The following is a 16,794-nucleotide window of genomic DNA, read 5'->3' as shown; positions in this document are numbered from 1 at the left end:
CCGTCCGGATCAGAGCGGCCTGTTGCCCGCGAGCACGTCTTTCGCAGCCTCGGTATGTTCCGGCCGCATATGGGCGCGTACCATGGCGATGGCGCCCATCAGCACGGTGGCATCATCGCCAAAGCCGATGCCGAGGATGAAATCCGGCACCAGGTCCAGCGGCAGGACGAAATAGGCGAGTGCCGCCAGCAGCGTGGCGCGCACCTTGCGCGGGGTTGCCGGATCAAGCGCACAGAAGTAGGCGGCCACCACATCTTCCATGAAGGGCACCTGCCGGGCCGCCTTGCGCAGCGTCTCCAGCAGCTTCTCCCGGACACGGCGGGACTTCTGCTCGTCCGTGCCCAGCTCCGGCCCAAGGATTTCCGGATCAAAGCCGGATGCTTCGGTATGATGCGTCATGGCCATCCTCTCCGCAGCCGGTGCTTCTTGTGCTTGCCGGCTACGGACAGAATATGGTGGCGCCGCGCTGCAGCCTCAAGGGATGGCAGCCGGACGCCCGTCAGAGCGCCCGGGTTTCCAGCACGCGCCGGGCGATGACCTGGGCCTGGATTTCCGCCGCACCCTCGAAGATGTTGAGGATCCGGGCGTCGCAGAGCACGCGGGAAATCTGATACTCCAGTGCAAAGCCATTGCCGCCGTGGATCTGCAGGGCATTGTCCGCCGCTGCCCAGGCAACACGCGCGCCCAGCAGCTTGGCCATGCCTGCTTCCAGATCGCAGCGGCGGCCGGAGTCCTTCTCGGCGGCGGAGAAATAGGTCAGCTGGCGGGCCAGCATCAGTTCGGCCGCCATCAGCGCCAGCTTGTCGGAAACGCGCGGGAAGCTGATCAGAGGCTTGCCGAACTGGATGCGCTCCTGCGCATAGCGAAGCCCGAGGTCGAGTGCGGCTTGCGCAACACCCAGGGCGCGGGCAGCGGTCTGGATGCGGGCGCCCTCGAAGGTCTGCATCAGCTGCTTGAAGCCCTGACCGGTTTCGCCGCCGAGCAGGTTCTCCGCCTTCACCTCGAAGCCGTCAAAGGCGATCTCGTATTCCTTCATGCCCCGGTAGCCGAGCACCTCGATCTCGCCGCCGGACATGCCGGGCGCAGGGAAGGGATCCTCATCCGTGCCGCGCGGCTTCTCGGCGATGAACATGGACAGGCCCTTGTAGCCCGGCTCGTCCGGGTTGGTGCGGGCCAGCAGCGTCATGATGTCGGCACGCACCGGATGGGTGATCCAGGTCTTGTTGCCGGAAACCTTCCACACGTCCCCCTCCTTCACGGCGCGGGTGCGCAGCGAGGCAAGGTCGGAGCCGGTGTTGGGCTCGGTGAAGACGGCGGTGGGCAGGATCTCGCCCGAGGCGATCTTCGGCAGCCAGTGCGCCTTCTGCTCTTCGGTGCCGCCGCACAGGATCAGCTCTGCCGCAATTTCCGAGCGGGTGCCGAGCGAGCCGACGCCGATATAGGCGCGTGACAGTTCCTCCGAGACGACAACCATGCTCTGCTTGCCAAGGCCCATCCCGCCGTATTCTTCCGGAATGGTCAGGCCAAAGACGCCGAGTTCCGCCATCTGGGTGATGACGCCGAGCGGGATATAGTCGTTGTCGAGGTGCCACTGATGCGCATGGGGGCTTACCTTGTCATCGGCGAAGCGGCGCATTTCGCTGCGGATCTGCTCCAGCGTTTCATCAAGGCCGCTGTCGCCGAAAATCGAATGGCCTTCCTGATGACGGATGAGCTCTGCAAGTTCTGCCCGCAGCTCCGGGCTGGAGCCCTGTGCAATCAGGTCAGCAGAACAGGACCGCAGGGCGGCGGTGTCCGCTTCTCCAAGGCCGAGGCTGGCAAGGCGGATGAACTCGCCCTGGTTCATCGGAATGCCGCCCAGAATCTGTGCCAGATATTCGCTGAAGCCGAGGCGGAGGGTCAGTTCCTCAAGGCGTCCGAGGCGCCCTTCCGTCCGCAGGCGCTGGCCATAGGCATCCATCTGCCGCAGGGCTTCCACATAGGTCGCAAGCCAGGCGAGCCCGTGGGTGGCGTGCTGGTGCCGGTCCATGGCCTCGGCAGACAGGCCCTTGCCGTCCGTCACCTTCGCCCGCACGGCACGGGTGGCGGCATCCAGCAAGGTGTCCAGCGCGGCTACGGCCTCTCCCGTTTGCGCAAACAGATGTTCCACTGCACTGTCCTCACCGGCTGCCCCACTGGCTGTCTTTTGTCCCAGAGCCATGCCCATCCGTCCGTCCCTTTGCATTTGTTGTTTGTTGCGTCGCATTCTGGAAAGCATGTTGCGCTGCACCTGCGGCTTTGTCGAGGCCACAGCTCTACGCCTTTCGGCCAAGCAGACAGTGCCGCAAAGGCAACATGGGCTTGACGCCTGCACGCCAAACGGGCCACATCGGGGATATGAAACTGATAAAGTCTCTGCCCGCCAGCTTCCGCGTCCTGTGGGATGCGGTCAGCCACTTCAATACGGATGATGGCTGGGCCATGGCCAGCCATGTGGCGCTGTCGACGCTGCTGGCGCTGTTCCCGTTCCTGATCTTCATCGCCGCCCTCACCGGTTTTCTGGGGCTCTCGGGCGTGGCCGATCAGGTCTCGGCGCTGATTTTTGATGCCTGGCCGGAGAGTGTGGCGGCCCCTGTCGCCGATGAGATCAACAAGGTGCTGACAGTGCGCCGTGGTGACCTCCTGACCTTTGGCGCCGTGGCGGCCCTGTGGTTTGCCTCCAACGGGGTCAGCGCGGTGCGGCTGGCACTCAACCGGGCCTACCGGGTGCGGGAGACACGGTCCTTCATCTGGCTGCGGCTGCAGGCGATCCTGATCGTGATCCTTGGCTCGGTGGCGCTGATTGCCTTCACCTTTCTCGTGGTGCTGGCGCCGCTGGTCCTGTCGGCGGCCCTCAAGTGGTTTCCGGGGCTGGCGGAAGTCTTCCAGGAACTGCACCTGACCCGCTATGTCATCGCCGGTTTCCTCGGCTTTGCCGGCCTTTATGCCATTCACTGGCTGCTTCCGGCCGGGCACCGCAGCATGATGGATGCGCTGCCGGGGGTGGTGTTGACGCTGGTGCTCTGGGTGGCGTCCGGCACGGTCTTCGGCTGGTATCTGGCGGGCTACGCGGATTACGTCTCCACCTATGCCGGTCTGGCCGGCGTCATGTCGGCGCTGGTCTTTCTCTACATTCTTGCCGTGCTGCTGCTGATCGGGGGTGAGCTGAATGCCGCCATCCTGCGCCAGAGGACGCTGGCGCAGCGCAGGGCGGCGCGCCGGGTCACGCCGGACGGGGCTTCCGGCGGATGAACAGGATCGCCGCCATGATCAGCACCATGCCTGCGATCTGGACAAGGGTGAGCGTTTCGCCAAACAGGAAATAGCTTTCCAGCGTCGTGGCGGCGGGCACCAGATAGAACAGGGATCCGACTTCTGCAGCCGATCCGGTGCGGATCATGTACATCAGCAACAGGATGGCGCCGATGGACAGCACCAGCACAAGCCAGGCCATTGCAAAAATGAGCTGGGGCGACCAGGTGATCTCCCAGGTTTCGGTGAAGGTCAGCGGCACCGTGAAGAGCAATGCGCCGGCATATTGCCAGGTGGTGCCGGTCACGTGGTCTGCGCCTTGCACGAAGCGCTTCTGGTAGACCGTGCCCAGGCTGATGGCGATGACGGACACCAGCATGACGGAGACGGTCACGGAGGTGATGCCGGAGGCCGCTTCGCCAAGCTTGGGCAGCAGCACCAGGAGAAGGCCGGCAGAGCCACCGGCAAAGCCCAGCCAGTGGCGCCAGGTGATCTGCTCTTTCAAAAGCCAGCCGGCCGCGAGTGCGGTCACAACCGGCTGCACGCCGACCATCAGCGCGGCTGCACCTGCGGGCAACCCTTGCCGGATGGCCCAGAACACACCGCCCAGATAGATGCCATGCACAAGAATGCCGGTGACCATGCAGTGAATCGCGGTTTTCACCGGCAGGCGCCGGCCGGAGCCCAGCAAAACGCCAAGGCCAATCAGCAACGGAACGGCGAAAGCGTATCTCAGAGCCAGAAAAACAAAAGGTTCAATGAACGGTGCTCCAAGTTTGGAGCCGATAAACCCGGTCGACCAAAGTGAAATGAACGCAATTGGGGCGAGTTTCTGTGTTTGTATAGACATATGTCTGCCGGGTTGCGGTTTGTGGTGTCAAGAAGTGCATGCGTGGTGAAAATTTAATCAGCAAAGGCGCCTGTTCCTAGAGGTGTATTCAGCCCGCATTAACGGCTCTTGCTGTTAAGAATACCGAGCCAGCGTGTAGTGGCTGTCACCTGATGGGAAACGTCTGAATGATCCGGAACACACACACCATTCCAGAACAGGCCCTTTCTGCACAAACCGGTGGCGGAGGCCGGTCCGCGAACGGGCTTACAGTACGTGCGCGGATCTTGTCCATCAGTCTTATCACGGCCGTGGGCCTGCTGGTGGTGGGGGCTGCCTTCTGGTGGAGCCAGTCCAAGGTGGAGGATGCTTTCCGGGCCTCCGAGGCGAACACCAACCTGGCGCGCGCGGCCTATGATTTTGCCGGTATCGCCAAACAGATGCAGATCGAGGAAAAGCTCTATCTCTCGGCCCCCTCTGCTGCCGTCTTTGACAGTTTCAAGGCGGAGGCAGCGAAGGCCGAAGCCGGTATTGCCGGGATTGCCGCCATGCCCGCCGCCAAGCCCCTGTCGAACGAGACGGCGGATGTGCAGGATACGGTCTCGGCCATTGGCGGTGCTTTCGCGGAGCTGCATGCCATTCAGGAGAAGATCGGTTTTGACGGCAGCTCGGGCCTCAGGGCGGATCTGACCGTCCTTGCTGACAAGGCGAAGAACCGGATCAATGACGAGCTCAAGTTCGGTGGTGCTTCCGATTTTGAAAAGCTCGTGCGTACGGTCATGGAAGTGCAGCTCGCCGAGCGCAAGTTCACCCTTTCGGGAGGCGGGCCGCGCGAGGAGTTCGATGAGGCCTTTGCCATGTACACCAAGATGCTGGGCCGGGCCTATATTCCCAATGAGGTGAAAGCCGAGATCGAGACCAGCATGACGGGTTACAAGTCCGCCTTCGATGCCTATGCGGATGCGCTGGTGGTGCGCTCGGACAAGATCACCCTGGTTGAAGACCTGTTCATGCTGCTGCCGCCGCATATCGAGGCGCTGATCAGTGCGGCACGGGCAGGCGATGCTGAAGCGGCTGCGCAGCTGGCTGATGTGCGTCAGCTGTCCTCGCTTGTGGTCTACGGCATCATTCTGGCCATGCTGGTTGGCCTGCCGGCGCTTGCCTTTGCCATCGGGCGCTCCGTATCCGGCCCCCTGACTCGGCTGCAGACATCCATGGAGCGTCTTGCCAGCGGCCAGACGGATGTGGAGCTGCCGCAGAGCAATTCCCGCGATGAGATTGCAGCCATGGTGCGCACTGTCCGGGTGTTCCGTGACAATGCGGCCGAGCGTATCCGCCTCGAAGCTGCGCAGGCCGAGGAGAATGCGGCACGTGATGAGCGTGTGCGCCGGCTGGAAGCCATCATCGGCACCTTCGAGCAGACCGTTCAGCGCGCGCTCGACAGTCTCGATGCCGCATCAAAGGATCTCGGCCAGGCTTCGTCCGCCGTGGAACATGCCTCCGATGAGGTGGCGGCACAGGCCGGCAATGCCGGCCAGAGCGTGCGCGTCGCGGCCCAGAATGTGACGTCCGCAGCCGGGGCAACGGAAGAACTGGCAGCTTCCATCAAGGAAATTGCCAATCAGGCTGACCGGTCGACGAAGGTCGCCAAGCAGGCTGTGGCCGGGGCAGAATCCACCTTCTCCACCATGCAGGCGCTTTCGAGCGCGGCGGACCGGATCGGCGCCGTGATGAGTCTCATTCGGGATATCGCCAACCAGACCAATCTTCTCGCCCTCAATGCCACCATCGAAGCGGCCCGCGCCGGAGAGGCGGGCAAGGGGTTTGCGGTCGTGGCGGCCGAGGTGAAGGCGCTGGCCAACCAGACGTCCAAGGCAACCGAGGATATCGCCGCGCAGGTGGAGGCGATCCAGAATGCGTCTGCCGGCGCCGTGACGGCCATCTCGGAAGTGCGGGACATCATTTCCGACATGGACAATCTGGCTGTTGCCGTCGCTGCTGCCGTCGAGCAGCAGGAAGCGGCCGTCAGCGGTATTGCGGCGAATGTTGCCGATGCGTCCAGCCGGTCGGAAGAAGGGGCCGAGCGTATGTCTGCCGTTGTCAATGCCACGCAGCACGCACGTTCCAGCGGAGACGAGGTTGACCGCCTGTCGCAGCTTCTGTCCGAGCAGGCCGGTGTTCTGCGCAAGGAAATCCGCAGCTTCCTTGAAGGTGTGCGCGCGGCCTGAACGAGACGGCCCTAACGATGCGTCCGGATTGATTGAACCAGGGCGATGGGGCCTGAACCGGTCTTTCAACATGGGTGGGGTTTCCCGCCCATGTTTTTCTTTTTGCGGACAAATCCTTCCACGTGAACCTTGTGTGAAGCTTGTCCGGCAAGGGCCTTTGCCTTACCCGGCTTTTCCCGCTATCGATAGGCCCCAAAGAATATATCGGGCCGCGGGCCGGGAGTTGTCATGCAGGAGAGTATCGTCATCATCGGTGCGGGCCAGGCTGGCGCGCAGGTGGCGCAGTCCCTTCGCCAGGGCGGATTTGCAGGTGCCATCCATCTTCTGGGTGACGAGCCGCATCCCCCGTATCAGCGGCCGCCGCTGTCCAAGAAATTTCTCTCCGGCGAGACCGATGCAGAAGGCCTGTGGCTGCGCCCGGCAGCCTTCTATGAAACGCAGGGCATCGGCCTGAGGACCGGCGTCCAGGCGACCGCCATCGACCGCACAGGCAAGACCGTGGTTCTGTCGAGCGGTGAGGAGCTGGCCTACAGCAAGCTGATCATTGCCACCGGCACCCGCGCCCGCGCTGTGCCGCTGCCGGGCAGCAATCTGCCGGGTGTCCTGAGCCTGCGCTCGATTGCCGATGTGGACCATATCCGCAAGGCGCTCTCCGCCCATTCCCGTCTGGCTGTCATCGGTGCCGGTTACATCGGCCTTGAAGTGGCTGCCGTTGCCCGCGCCATGGGCAAGGCGGTGACCGTGATCGAGGCGCAGGACCGGGTGCTGAAGCGCGTCGTGTCACCTGTTATCTCAGCCTTCTACGAAGGTCTTCACCGGGAGCAGGGCGTCGATCTGCGCCTGAACGCAGGCGTTGCCGGGATTGAGGGTGAAGCGGCAGTAACCGGCGTACGGCTGGCCGATGGCAGCCTCGTCGAGGCGGATCTGGTGCTGATCGCCGTTGGCGCCCTGCCGAATACGGAGCTTGCGGCAGATGCCGGGCTGGATGTGGATGGCGGCATTCTCGTGGATGCTTCCGGCCGCACCAGCGATCCGGACGTCTATGCCTGCGGCGACTGCACCCGCTTCCGCTCCGCCCGCTATGGCCGCGATGTGCGGCTGGAAAGCGTGCAGAACGCCATCGATCAGGCCAAGGCGGTGGCGCAGGCCATTCTGGGCCAGCCGGTGGACTATGATCCGCTGCCCTGGTTCTGGTCGGATCAGTATCACGTCAAGCTGCAGATCGCGGGCCTGTCCGAAGGCTATGACCAGACCATTACGGTGGGCGAGCCTGCGGAAGCAAAGTTCTACGTTGCCTATCTGAAGGACGGCCGCCTGATTGCCGTGGACAGCGTCAATGCCCCGCGCTCGCACATGATGGCCCGCCGGACCATCGGCGAAGCCTGGCGCGAAGATCTTCTGCCCCCTGCTTGAGGCGCCTTCTGTTTGTCCCGCCAGCGGGCGTCAGCGCCCGCCGGTGATCTCCGCGATGAGGCGGATGACGTCGCGCGGCTGCTCCAGATGCGGCATATGGCCGGTGTCTGCGAGGCGGTGCACGGCGATGCTGTCCGGCAGGCCCGCGCTCTGGCTCACGGGCAGCACGCCGTCCTCAAGGCCCCAGATCACCTGAACCGGCAGGGGCAGCGCCGCGACATCTCCAAGCGGCAGGGTCTTCTGCCCGTCACCGTCAAGGATCTCTTCGACGATCTCCTGCAGCGCTTCGACAGCACCCGGCCGTGACCTTGCTTCCGAGGCGTGGCGGGCGAGCTGGCGCGGCATGCGGAAGGAGGGGGCGAAGAATTCCGGCAACAGGGCGGCAAGCTCCTCTTCCTCCGCCGCCGAGGCGTAGCGGCGCAGCAGGTCCGCATTGATCTGCGGCCCGAAACCGCCGGGGCCGACCAGTGTCAGGCTGGCGATGCGCTCCGGCATGCGCAGCGCGATGAGCGCGGCAACGGCGCCGCCCATGGAGTGGCCCGCCAGATGCACCTTTTCCAGTTCCAGCGCGTCGAGAGACTGGCTGACAGCCTTGGCCGAGATGCCGGCATTGCCGATGCGCGGCCAGCCCACGGCCGTGCCGTGACCCGGCAGATCAAAGGCGATGCTGCGCAGGCGGGTGGAAAGACCGGTCTGGATGTTCAGCCAGCCCTGCCGGTCGCCGCCAAAGCCATGCAGCAGCACCAGGGGTGTACCGGTCTGGTCCGTGCCCTGCTCGGCATAGGGCAGGTGGGCGGGGAGATCGGGCTTCAGGCTGATGGACATGGCGGCTTTCCGGCGCTGGATGAGTTTGCCTCTAGATAACGTCCCGGTTCCGCTCTGCCTAGCCGCCCGAATGGCGGGCGGAGGTGGCCGTTCAAGGGGATGGACTTCACGGCTGCTGCCGGATTAAATCGATTGAAAGATGCTTCTCATTGCTCTCCGGCTGGTCTAGAAGCGGCAAACCTCTTTGTTTCAGGGTGATTTTCAGATGACGAGCGCGGTGGATATCGTTTGCCTTGGCGAGCCCATGGTTGAGCTGAACCAGCATGAGGCCGGTGGTGCCTATCATCCCGGTTTTGGCGGCGATGTGTCCAACGCCGCTGTCGCTGCGGCCCGTCAGGGTGCCCGCGTGGCACTGGCGACGGCTCTGGGCACCGATGTGTTCGGCGACAGCCTGCGCGCCATGTGGAAGGCGGAAGGCGTGGACGACAGCGAGGTCAAGGCCAACCCGGATGCGCCGACCGGCATCTATTTCGTCACCCACGGCGCCGATGGCCACCGCTTCTCCTACCGCCGGGCAGGCTCTGCCGCCAGCCTCTACCAGCCGCGCGACCTGCCGAAGGACATGCTGGCCAGCACCCGCGTGCTGCATTTCTCCGCCATCAGCCAGGCGATTTCAGCGTCTGCCTGCGACGCCTGCTTTGCGGCCGTCGAACAGGTGCGCGCTGCGGGCGGCCTGATCTCTTACGACACCAACCTGCGCCTTGCTTTGTGGCCGCTGGCCCGCGCCCGTGCCGTCATCCGCTCCACCATCGGCATGACGGATATCATTCTGCCGGGCCTCGATGACGCCCGCCAGATCTGCCATGCGCAGGATGCCGATGGCATTGCCGATGAGCTGCTGGGTCTTGGGGCCAAGGTGGTGGCGCTGACCATGGGCGGCGATGGCGTGCTGGTTGCTACGGCAGAGCGCCGCGAGACGCTGGCGGCCCACAAGGTGAAGGCCGTGGATGCGACGGGTGCAGGCGACGCCTTTGACGGTGCGTTCCTGGCTGAGTATCTGCGCAGCGGCGATGCATTTGCGGCTGCGGCCCATGCCAATGCGGCGGCAGCGCTCTCTGTCACCGGCTATGGCGCGGTCGCGCCGCTGCCGCGCCGGGCGGATGTGGAAGCATTTCTGGCCGGAAAAGCAGGCTGAGGCTTTCCGCCTGGACATGTAACGGTTTCTTCACCACGAAAACGCTAGAAATACTGGAGTTTCAGCCCGTCACCGTGCGGGCACTCCCGTTGCGTTCCTGTGTTTGATCCAACCGAAACCTTCCAGCGAGCCTTCCCATGCACCGTCTGTCCCGCCTGACCTTCATGGCTGCTGCTGCCGGCATCGCCTTGAGCGCATTTTCTGCCGTGCCCGCATCGGCCTATGACAACACCTATTATGATCCGGTCACGCGCCAGTGGCTGGAAATGAAGCTGACCCCGGAAGTGGCGGCGAAGATCGCCCGCCGGGAATACAAGCGCAAGACGGTGGATTACCGCGGCCCGGAGGCGCCCGGCACGATCATCGTCGACACCACGGAGCGCCGCCTTTACCACGTGCTGGGGAACGGCAAGGCCATGCGTTACGGCATCGGCGTCGGCCGGGACGGCTTCACCTGGAAGGGCGAGGAAAAGGTCACCCGCAAGGCCGAGTGGCCGGGCTGGACGCCGCCGCCGGAAATGATCGCCCGCGAGCGCAAGAAAGGCCGCAAGCTGCCTGCCTTCATGGCTGGCGGCCCGCAGAACCCGATGGGCGCCCGTGCGCTGTATCTGGGCAACACGGTCTACCGCATTCACGGCACCAACGAGGACTGGAGCATCGGCCAGGCCGTCTCCTCCGGCTGCTTCCGCATGTGGAACGATGACGTGGAGCACCTCTACAGCGAGGTTTCCGTGGGCGCCAAGGTGGTGATCCGCTGAGGCTCTCCAGAGGAGACTACGGGAAAACTCAATGAGTTTCGTCATGCCATGGCTTTGACCATGGCATCCACCCCGTGTCGTCTCCGGGTGTGGGGCATCTCTCTGCACCCATGTCTGGCTTCTCCGCTTGCCGTGGCGAAACGGCATGGATGCCATGATCAAGTCATGGCATGACGGAGAGAAGGAGATGGCCGGGGCGAACAACAGGCGGCGTCTTGCGAGAAAAATACGAGAAAACTCAATAGGCTTCGTCCTGCCATGGCTTTGATCATGGCATCCACTCCGTGTCCTTTCCGGGAGTGGGGCATCTCCCTGCACCCATGTCTGGCTTCTCTCCTTGCCGGGCCGAAACGGCATGGATGCCATGATCAGGTCATGGCATGACGGAGAGAAGGGAGATGGCTGGAGCAAACACCAACCGGTCTTACCCGCCGGCGACCTCGCCGGGCCGGACGATCAGCCAGTTGAGGCGCAGCGGCGGCCACTTGGCCGGGGCGGCGTAGGGGATATCGGCAAAGCCATCGCGCAGGCGGCCCGGATAGAGCGCGGCCAGCGAGCCGGTGGGCGTTTCGCTGTCACCGGTCCAGATCACCAGAACGCCGGTCTTCTTCACGTCCTCTATGCTGATCCACGGGGCGATGGCCGGGATGTGATCGGTGAAGAGATGCGGCCTGTCCGCAGAGTACAGGGTGACATGGGCCGCCGGCCACATGTCGCCTGCCACATAGGTGAGCGGCGTGCCGGTTGCCTCGCGCCAGGCCGCTTCAGCTTGTGCCGCCACTTCCGCTCCGGGAAAGTGAATGCGCGTCGGCTTTTTCTTGATCAGCGGCTCCACCAGCGCCTGCCCGGCTGCGACGCTGAGGAAGATCACCTGCACTGCAGCGGCTGCGGCCAGCGCGCGGCGGATGGACCAGTTGCCGTTGCGGGCTGAGGCGAAGCGCACCAGCAAGAGCCCCGCCAGCGTGAACATGGACGCGCCCCACATCTGCTTGAAGGCATTGCCGGTGATGCCGGAGACCAGCATAACGACAAGGGCGGGCAGCAGGGTGAACCACAGCAGGAACCGCAGATCCGCCGAACTGCCCCGGGGCGGCTCACCTTCTGGCGCCGTGCCGCGCAGGCCCGCCAGACCGAGCCCGGCGAAAATGGGGATCAGCACCGGCGCCATGCTGCCAAACTGGCCGAGCAGGAAGTTGACCGGGTTGAGAATGTGGTCTGCGATGCCTTCTGCCGGAACGCTGCGGCTTGCGGCATAGGTGAAGGTCAGAAAATCCGTCTCCAGCAGCCACCGGACATGCGGCGCAAAAAGCACCAGCGCCAGCACCATGGCCAGATAGGGGCCGGGCGTTGCAAGGCAGCGGCGCGCATCGCGGAAGGGCAGTGCATAGAGGCCGATGCAGCCGATGAGCAGGCCGGTGAAATATTTGGCATAGAGCCCGAGCGCCGCAGTAAGGCCGAGCAGCAGCCAGTCCGCCAGCCGGCCATGGGCAAGGCCCCGGTGGAAGAACAGCAGCATGCCGGCCCAGACGGGGATCTGCAGGATGTTCGGGTTGAACTCCGGCGCGGGCAGGGTGAAGTAGAAGGCGCAGCTGGTGGCCGCAATGGCCCAGAACCGCTGCCAGGGCGCAAGGCCCATGTCCCGCCCCAGCAGCCAGATCGCCAGATAGGTGAGGGCGTAGCAGATCTGGCTCAGCCAGTAGGCGCCGAAGGCATGGCCGCCGGTCAGATGATAGCTCCCCTCCAGCAGCCAGGCCTGCAGCGGCGGGTGCTTGGTGTAGCCGAGCGCCAGATCCCGGCCCCAGGCAAAGCCCTCCACCACATCCAGCGGCGGATTGGGAAACAGCACACTCGGCACCAGGGCCCAGAGCAGGCAGATGGCAAGGCAGTAGAGAAGGGTTGCGCGGGCGGCTGACATCATCGGTCGTCCGGTCATCGGGAGGCAGGATTTGACGGTTCGGCAAAGGCCCAGAGCCGGGCGCCGAGGAAGGTGAGCGGCGGAACCACGAAGATCGCAATGATGATGCCCACCGCGCCGGGCAGCTGGGTGAATTTCAGCAGGGCCGCCAGAGCACCGTTGTTCAGCACGAAGCCGGCGGCAGCCAGCACGAAGAAGCGGCGCATGCGCTGGCCGGTCTGTACCTCATCGTCAGAGCGGAAGCTCCAGGCGTGATGGCCGGTGAACGAGACGATGAAGGCGACCAGAAACCCGCCGATGTTGGAGAGCATCGGCGGCACATGGGCAAGTTCCAGCAGGCCGACGGCCACACAGGCGTGCACAACGGCGGCCGATACGCCGACGATGCCGAAACGGGCGATGGTGGCGAACTCCCGCAGAAGCCGCTGCTGCCGTTCCCGGGTCATCATGCGCTCTCCCCGCCGGAGGGATTTGCACCCGCTGGTGTTGCGGACGATTCAATGATGTCCTGCACCAGATAGACCGGCCGCTGCTTCGTTTCGATGAAGAGCCGTCCGATGTATTCGCCAATGATGCCGATGGACAGCAATTGCAGCCCCGAGAAGAACAGGACACTCACCATCAGCGAGGCATAGCCCGGCACATCGATGCCATAGAGGATGACCCGTGCCACCAGAACCATGGCATAGGCAAATGCCGCTGTTGCGATGAGCCCGCCGCAATAGAGCCAGACCCGCAGGGGCACGCTGGTGAAGCTGGCAAGGCCGTCAAGGGCGAAGTTCCAGAGCTTCCAGTAGTTCCACTTGCCTTCCCCGGCCCGCCGCGGCGGGCGCTCGTAGGGCAGGAAGGTGGTGGGATGGCCAACCCAGGCAAAAAGGCCTTTCATGAAGCGGCTGCGCTCCGGCAGGCGCCCTAGGGACTCTGCCACGCTGCGGTCGATCAGGCGGAAGTCTCCCGCATTGGCCGGCATGTGGATATTCGTCAGCCGGTCGAAGAGCCGGTAGAACATGCTGGCCGTGCTGCGCTTCATCAGGGTGTCCTGCGACCGGTCCACCCTGAGGCCATAGATCACGTCATAGCCTTGCTTCCAGAGTTCCAGCATTTCGGGGATGAGGCCGGGCGGATCCTGCAAGTCAGCGTCGAGAATGACGAGAATGTCACCCTTGGCGTGGTCAAGACCTGCGGTGAGGGCAGCTTCCTTGCCGAAATTGCGCGACAGGCCGATCAGCTTCCCGGGAAGGCCCTCCGACAGATGGCGGCAGATGATGCGGGCCGTATCGTCGCTGCTGCCATCATCAATGAAGATGAATTCGCTCACCGCGGGAAGGCCGGCAAGGGCTGCCTGAGTTTCGGTGAGGAAAATATCCAGCACTTCGGCTTCGTTGTAGACGGGTACAACGATGGACAAGAGCGGGCGGGAGGGGCGCCGGGCGGCACGCCGCTCCAGATAGACGGACTGGCTGGCCGCTGAGGGCGGGAAGTCCATGGTGAAGGCATCCCACATTCGGATTCTGGACGGGGTCACGCCGCTGGGCGGCCCGTCAGGAAAAATGCCCCCGGCCGGGCCGGAGGCATCTGCTTCTTGTCAGCTCAGCACGCCGTGGCAGTGCTTGTACTTCTTGCCCGAGCCGCAGGGGCAGACCTCGTTGCGGCCGACCTTGCCCCAGGTCGCGGGATCATTCGGGTCGCGGGCAATGCCGGTGGCAGCAAAACCGCCCGACGGCCGCTCATCGGCCATCTCGTCCTCGCCCGTCACCGGGTCAAGGTGATGGGGATGCATCTCGCGCGGCTCTTCCGGCATTTGCGGCGCCTGCTGGGTCACCAGTTCCACCCGCATCAGCTGGGAGGTGGTGATCTGGCGCAGCTGGGTCAGCATGGTCTCGAACAGGTTGAAGGCTTCGGTCTTGTATTCCTGCAGCGGGTCACGCTGGGCATAGCCGCGGAAGCCGATGACCGAACGCAGATGATCGAGGTTCGCCAGATGCTCGCGCCAGAGATTGTCCAGCGTCTGCAGCAGGATGGCCTTTTCCACCTGGCTCATGATCTGCTGGCCGAAACGGCCGAGCTTGTCTTCCATGACGGCGTCGGCGGCCTTCATGAGGCGCTCGCGCACTTCCTCATCGGCAATGCCCTCTTCCTTGGCCCAGTCGACGATCGGCAGGTCAAGGTTGAGGAGGGTCTGCACTTCCTTAGTCAGGCCTTCCGTATCCCACTGTTCGGGATAGGCGCGTTCGGGGATATGCCGCGAGACGAGATTGTCGATCATCTCGTGACGCATGTCGGTCACGGTCTGGCCGAGGTCCTCGCCATCCATCAGGTCGATGCGCTGTTCGAACACCACCTTGCGCTGGTCGTTCATCACGTCATCGAACTTCAGCAGGTTCTTGCGGATGTCGAAGTTGCGCGCTTCCACCTTCTGCTGGGCCTTGGCCAGCGCCCGGTTGATCCAGGGATGGATGATGGCCTCGCCGTCCTTCAGGCCCAGCTTCTGCAGCATGGAGTCCATCCGGTCGGAACCGAAGATGCGCATCAGGTCGTCCTGCAGCGACAGGAAGAACTTGGAATGGCCGGGGTCGCCCTGACGGCCCGAACGGCCGCGCAACTGGTTGTCGATGCGCCGGCTCTCGTGGCGTTCGGTGCCGATGACGTAAAGACCGCCGGCCGTCAGTGCCTTCTGCTTCAGGACCTCGATTTCGGCGCGGATCGCGGCCACGCGCGCATCACGCTCGGGGCCGGCTTCCATGTCCGCCAGTTCGCGCTCGATGCGCATGTCCGGATTGCCGCCAAGCTGGATGTCCGTGCCGCGGCCGGCCATGTTGGTGGCGATGGTCACGGCACCGGGCAGACCGGCCTGGGAGATGATGAAGGCTTCCTGCTCGTGGTAGCGGGCGTTCAGCACCGCGAAGACCTTGTCTTCCTTGCCGCCCTGATCGCCGTTCTGCAGCGGCGCAAAGGCGTTGGGATCGGTCACATCCACCTGCCGGTAGCCGTGCTGGCGCAGGCGTTCGGCCAGCATTTCCGACTTTTCGATCGAGGTGGTGCCGACCAGAACCGGCTGCTGGCGGGACTTGCAGTCGTCGATCAGTGCCACGATGGCGTTGAACTTCTCGTCCGCGGTCCGGTAGACCTCGTCGTCGTCATCGACGCGCTTGACCGGCATGTTGGTCGGGATCTCGACCACTTCCAGCCCGTAGATGTCCTGGAACTCGTCCGCTTCGGTCGCAGCCGTACCGGTCATGCCGGCCAGCTTGTCATACATGCGGAAATAATTCTGGAAGGTGATCGAGGCGAGGGTCTGGTTCTCCGGCTGGATGCGGACCTTTTCCTTCGCTTCCAGCGCCTGATGCAGGCCTTCCGAATAACGGCGGCCCGGCATCATGCGGCCGGTGAATTCGTCGATGATCACCACTTCGCCGTTGCGGACGATGTAGTCCTTGTCGCGCTGGAACAGCTTGTGGGCCTTCAGCGCCTGCTGCAGGTGATGCACGGCGCTGACGTTTTCCACGTCATAAAGCGACTCGCTGCGCAGCAGGTTGGCTGCACCCAGCAGGCTTTCCAGCTTTTCGTTGCCGCTTTCGGTGAACGTGGCCGAGCGCTGCTTCTCGTCGATCTCGTAATCTTCCGGCGTCAGGGCCGGAATGAAGGCATCGACCGTGTTGTAGAAGTCCGAGCGGTCTTCCAGCGGGCCGGAGATGATCAGCGGCGTGCGCGCCTCGTCGATGAGGATCGAGTCCACTTCATCGACGATGGCGAAGTTGTGGCCGCGCTGAACCATCGAAGCGCGCTCGTACTTCATGTTGTCGCGCAGATAGTCGAAGCCGAATTCGTTGTTGGTGCCGTAGGTCACGTCGGCGGCATAGGCGGCGCGGCGCTCCTCATCGGACAGGCCATGCACGATGACGCCTGTGCTGAGGCCCAGGAAGCCGTAGACCTTGCCCATCATCTGGGCGTCGCGCTGGGCCAGATAGTCGTTCACGGTGACCACGTGAACGCCCTTGCCAGCAAGAGCGTTGAGGTAGACCGGCGCGGTGGCGACCAGCGTCTTGCCTTCACCGGTGCGCATCTCGGAGATCTGTCCGGAGTTGAGGACAAGGCCGCCGATCAGCTGGACGTCATAGTGCCGCTGCCCGAGGGCGCGGCGGGCCGCCTCGCGCACGGTGGCGAAGGCAGGGGCCAGAATGTCGTCCAGCGTGGCGCCTTTGGCCAGCTGCTCGCGGAAGGTCTGGGTGCGCGCGCGCAGCGCGTCATCCGACAATGCCTGTACTTCGGCTTCGAGAGCATTGATGGCCGCAACCTTCGCCTTCATGGCCTTGATCTTGCGGTCGCTCGGAGAGCCAAAAATCTTACGTGCTAATGCGCCAAGGCCGGCCATGTGGCGGTCCTTCCAAGTGACGGGCGGCATCAGGTGCAAGGCCCCTGTC

General features: G+C 64.0%; 13 protein-coding genes. 5 read left to right on the top strand and 8 right to left on the bottom strand.

From position 1 onward, the window contains the following. Positions 1-9: 9 nt before the first annotated feature. On the bottom strand, positions 10-405 hold the full coding sequence (locus AC0CMF_RS19710) for a YkvA family protein (protein WP_082675925.1): 396 nt from the start codon (positions 403-405) through the stop codon (positions 10-12). 94 nt (positions 406-499) lie between these two features. Continuing rightward, the gene (locus AC0CMF_RS19705) at positions 500-2,206 is read right to left on the bottom strand and encodes an acyl-CoA dehydrogenase family protein (protein ID WP_374630328.1); all 1,707 of its coding nucleotides are present in this window, start codon (positions 2,204-2,206) and stop codon (positions 500-502) included. A gap of 170 nt (positions 2,207-2,376) precedes the next feature. Here AC0CMF_RS19705 and AC0CMF_RS19700 point away from each other — a divergent pair, with 170 nt between their 5' ends. Next, positions 2,377-3,270: a YihY/virulence factor BrkB family protein gene (locus tag AC0CMF_RS19700; RefSeq protein WP_058898632.1), complete on the top strand. Its 894-nt coding sequence runs from the start codon at positions 2,377-2,379 to the stop codon at positions 3,268-3,270. Here the strand turns inward: AC0CMF_RS19700 and AC0CMF_RS19695 are convergent. Beyond that, positions 3,242-4,120, bottom strand: coding sequence for a DMT family transporter (locus tag AC0CMF_RS19695; protein WP_050475126.1), 879 nt, complete (start codon positions 4,118-4,120; stop codon positions 3,242-3,244). The genes AC0CMF_RS19700 and AC0CMF_RS19695 overlap by 29 nt on opposite strands. Positions 4,121-4,386: 266 nt before the next feature. Between AC0CMF_RS19695 and AC0CMF_RS19690 the strand changes: the two genes are divergently transcribed. Then, entirely contained in the window at positions 4,387-6,327 is a 1,941-nt protein-coding gene (locus AC0CMF_RS19690) for a methyl-accepting chemotaxis protein (RefSeq protein WP_374630329.1), read from the top strand. Between the two features lie 228 nt (positions 6,328-6,555). Continuing rightward, complete coding sequence (locus tag AC0CMF_RS19685) at positions 6,556-7,740, top strand: NAD(P)/FAD-dependent oxidoreductase (RefSeq protein ID WP_374630330.1); 1,185 nt, start codon at positions 6,556-6,558, stop codon at positions 7,738-7,740. 30 nt (positions 7,741-7,770) lie between these two features. Here the strand turns inward: AC0CMF_RS19685 and AC0CMF_RS19680 are convergent, their stop codons facing one another. Continuing rightward, complete coding sequence (locus AC0CMF_RS19680; RefSeq protein WP_374630331.1) at positions 7,771-8,565, bottom strand: alpha/beta fold hydrolase; 795 nt, start codon at positions 8,563-8,565, stop codon at positions 7,771-7,773. A gap of 205 nt (positions 8,566-8,770) precedes the next feature. Here AC0CMF_RS19680 and AC0CMF_RS19675 point away from each other — a divergent pair, with 205 nt between their 5' ends. Both AC0CMF_RS19675 and AC0CMF_RS19670 read left to right on the top strand, forming a co-directional pair. Next, positions 8,771-9,700, top strand: coding sequence for a sugar kinase (locus AC0CMF_RS19675; protein WP_374630332.1), 930 nt, complete (start codon positions 8,771-8,773; stop codon positions 9,698-9,700). 137 nt (positions 9,701-9,837) lie between these two features. Continuing rightward, positions 9,838-10,458, top strand: a complete 621-nt coding sequence (locus tag AC0CMF_RS19670; protein ID WP_119396692.1) for a L,D-transpeptidase — start codon at positions 9,838-9,840, stop codon at positions 10,456-10,458. Positions 10,459-10,882: 424 nt separating this feature from the next. Here AC0CMF_RS19670 and AC0CMF_RS19665 read toward each other — a convergent pair whose 3' ends face one another. The 4 genes from AC0CMF_RS19665 to secA form a co-directional block, all read right to left on the bottom strand. Continuing rightward, positions 10,883-12,376 carry a glycosyltransferase family 39 protein gene (locus tag AC0CMF_RS19665; RefSeq protein WP_374630333.1) on the bottom strand — a complete coding sequence of 498 codons (1,494 nt, stop codon included), beginning with the start codon at positions 12,374-12,376 and terminating at the stop codon, positions 10,883-10,885. 11 nt (positions 12,377-12,387) lie between these two features. Then, complete coding sequence (locus tag AC0CMF_RS19660) at positions 12,388-12,822, bottom strand: GtrA family protein (protein WP_050475133.1); 435 nt, start codon at positions 12,820-12,822, stop codon at positions 12,388-12,390. Then, a complete protein-coding gene (locus AC0CMF_RS19655; RefSeq protein WP_374630334.1) occupies positions 12,819-13,859 on the bottom strand; it encodes a glycosyltransferase family 2 protein in 1,041 nt (346 codons plus the stop codon). Before AC0CMF_RS19655 ends, AC0CMF_RS19660 begins: the two co-directional genes overlap by 4 nt. 99 nt (positions 13,860-13,958) lie before the next feature. After that, positions 13,959-16,745: a preprotein translocase subunit SecA gene (secA, locus tag AC0CMF_RS19650; protein ID WP_050475134.1), complete on the bottom strand. Its 2,787-nt coding sequence runs from the start codon at positions 16,743-16,745 to the stop codon at positions 13,959-13,961. Positions 16,746-16,794: the final 49 nt, after the last annotated feature.

It is taken from the genome of Pannonibacter sp. CBAS1226, from assembly GCF_055685825.1.
Note: the sequence above shows the minus strand (reverse complement) of the source record. Positions and strands in the feature narration are given on the sequence as shown.

Coding starts and splice junctions, on each gene's coding strand:
- AC0CMF_RS19710 (WP_082675925.1), bottom strand. CDS start 405: ATGGCCATGACGCATCATACCGAAGCATCCGGCTTTGATCCGGAAATC.
- AC0CMF_RS19705 (WP_374630328.1), bottom strand. CDS start 2,206: ATGGGCATGGCTCTGGGACAAAAGACAGCCAGTGGGGCAGCCGGTGAG.
- AC0CMF_RS19700 (WP_058898632.1), top strand. CDS start 2,377: ATGAAACTGATAAAGTCTCTGCCCGCCAGCTTCCGCGTCCTGTGGGAT.
- AC0CMF_RS19695 (WP_050475126.1), bottom strand. CDS start 4,120: ATGTCTATACAAACACAGAAACTCGCCCCAATTGCGTTCATTTCACTT.
- AC0CMF_RS19685 (WP_374630330.1), top strand. CDS start 6,556: ATGCAGGAGAGTATCGTCATCATCGGTGCGGGCCAGGCTGGCGCGCAG.
- AC0CMF_RS19680 (WP_374630331.1), bottom strand. CDS start 8,565: ATGTCCATCAGCCTGAAGCCCGATCTCCCCGCCCACCTGCCCTATGCC.
- AC0CMF_RS19675 (WP_374630332.1), top strand. CDS start 8,771: ATGACGAGCGCGGTGGATATCGTTTGCCTTGGCGAGCCCATGGTTGAG.
- AC0CMF_RS19670 (WP_119396692.1), top strand. CDS start 9,838: ATGCACCGTCTGTCCCGCCTGACCTTCATGGCTGCTGCTGCCGGCATC.
- AC0CMF_RS19665 (WP_374630333.1), bottom strand. CDS start 12,376: ATGATGTCAGCCGCCCGCGCAACCCTTCTCTACTGCCTTGCCATCTGC.
- AC0CMF_RS19660 (WP_050475133.1), bottom strand. CDS start 12,822: ATGATGACCCGGGAACGGCAGCAGCGGCTTCTGCGGGAGTTCGCCACC.
- AC0CMF_RS19655 (WP_374630334.1), bottom strand. CDS start 13,859: ATGGACTTCCCGCCCTCAGCGGCCAGCCAGTCCGTCTATCTGGAGCGG.
- secA (WP_050475134.1), bottom strand. CDS start 16,745: ATGGCCGGCCTTGGCGCATTAGCACGTAAGATTTTTGGCTCTCCGAGC.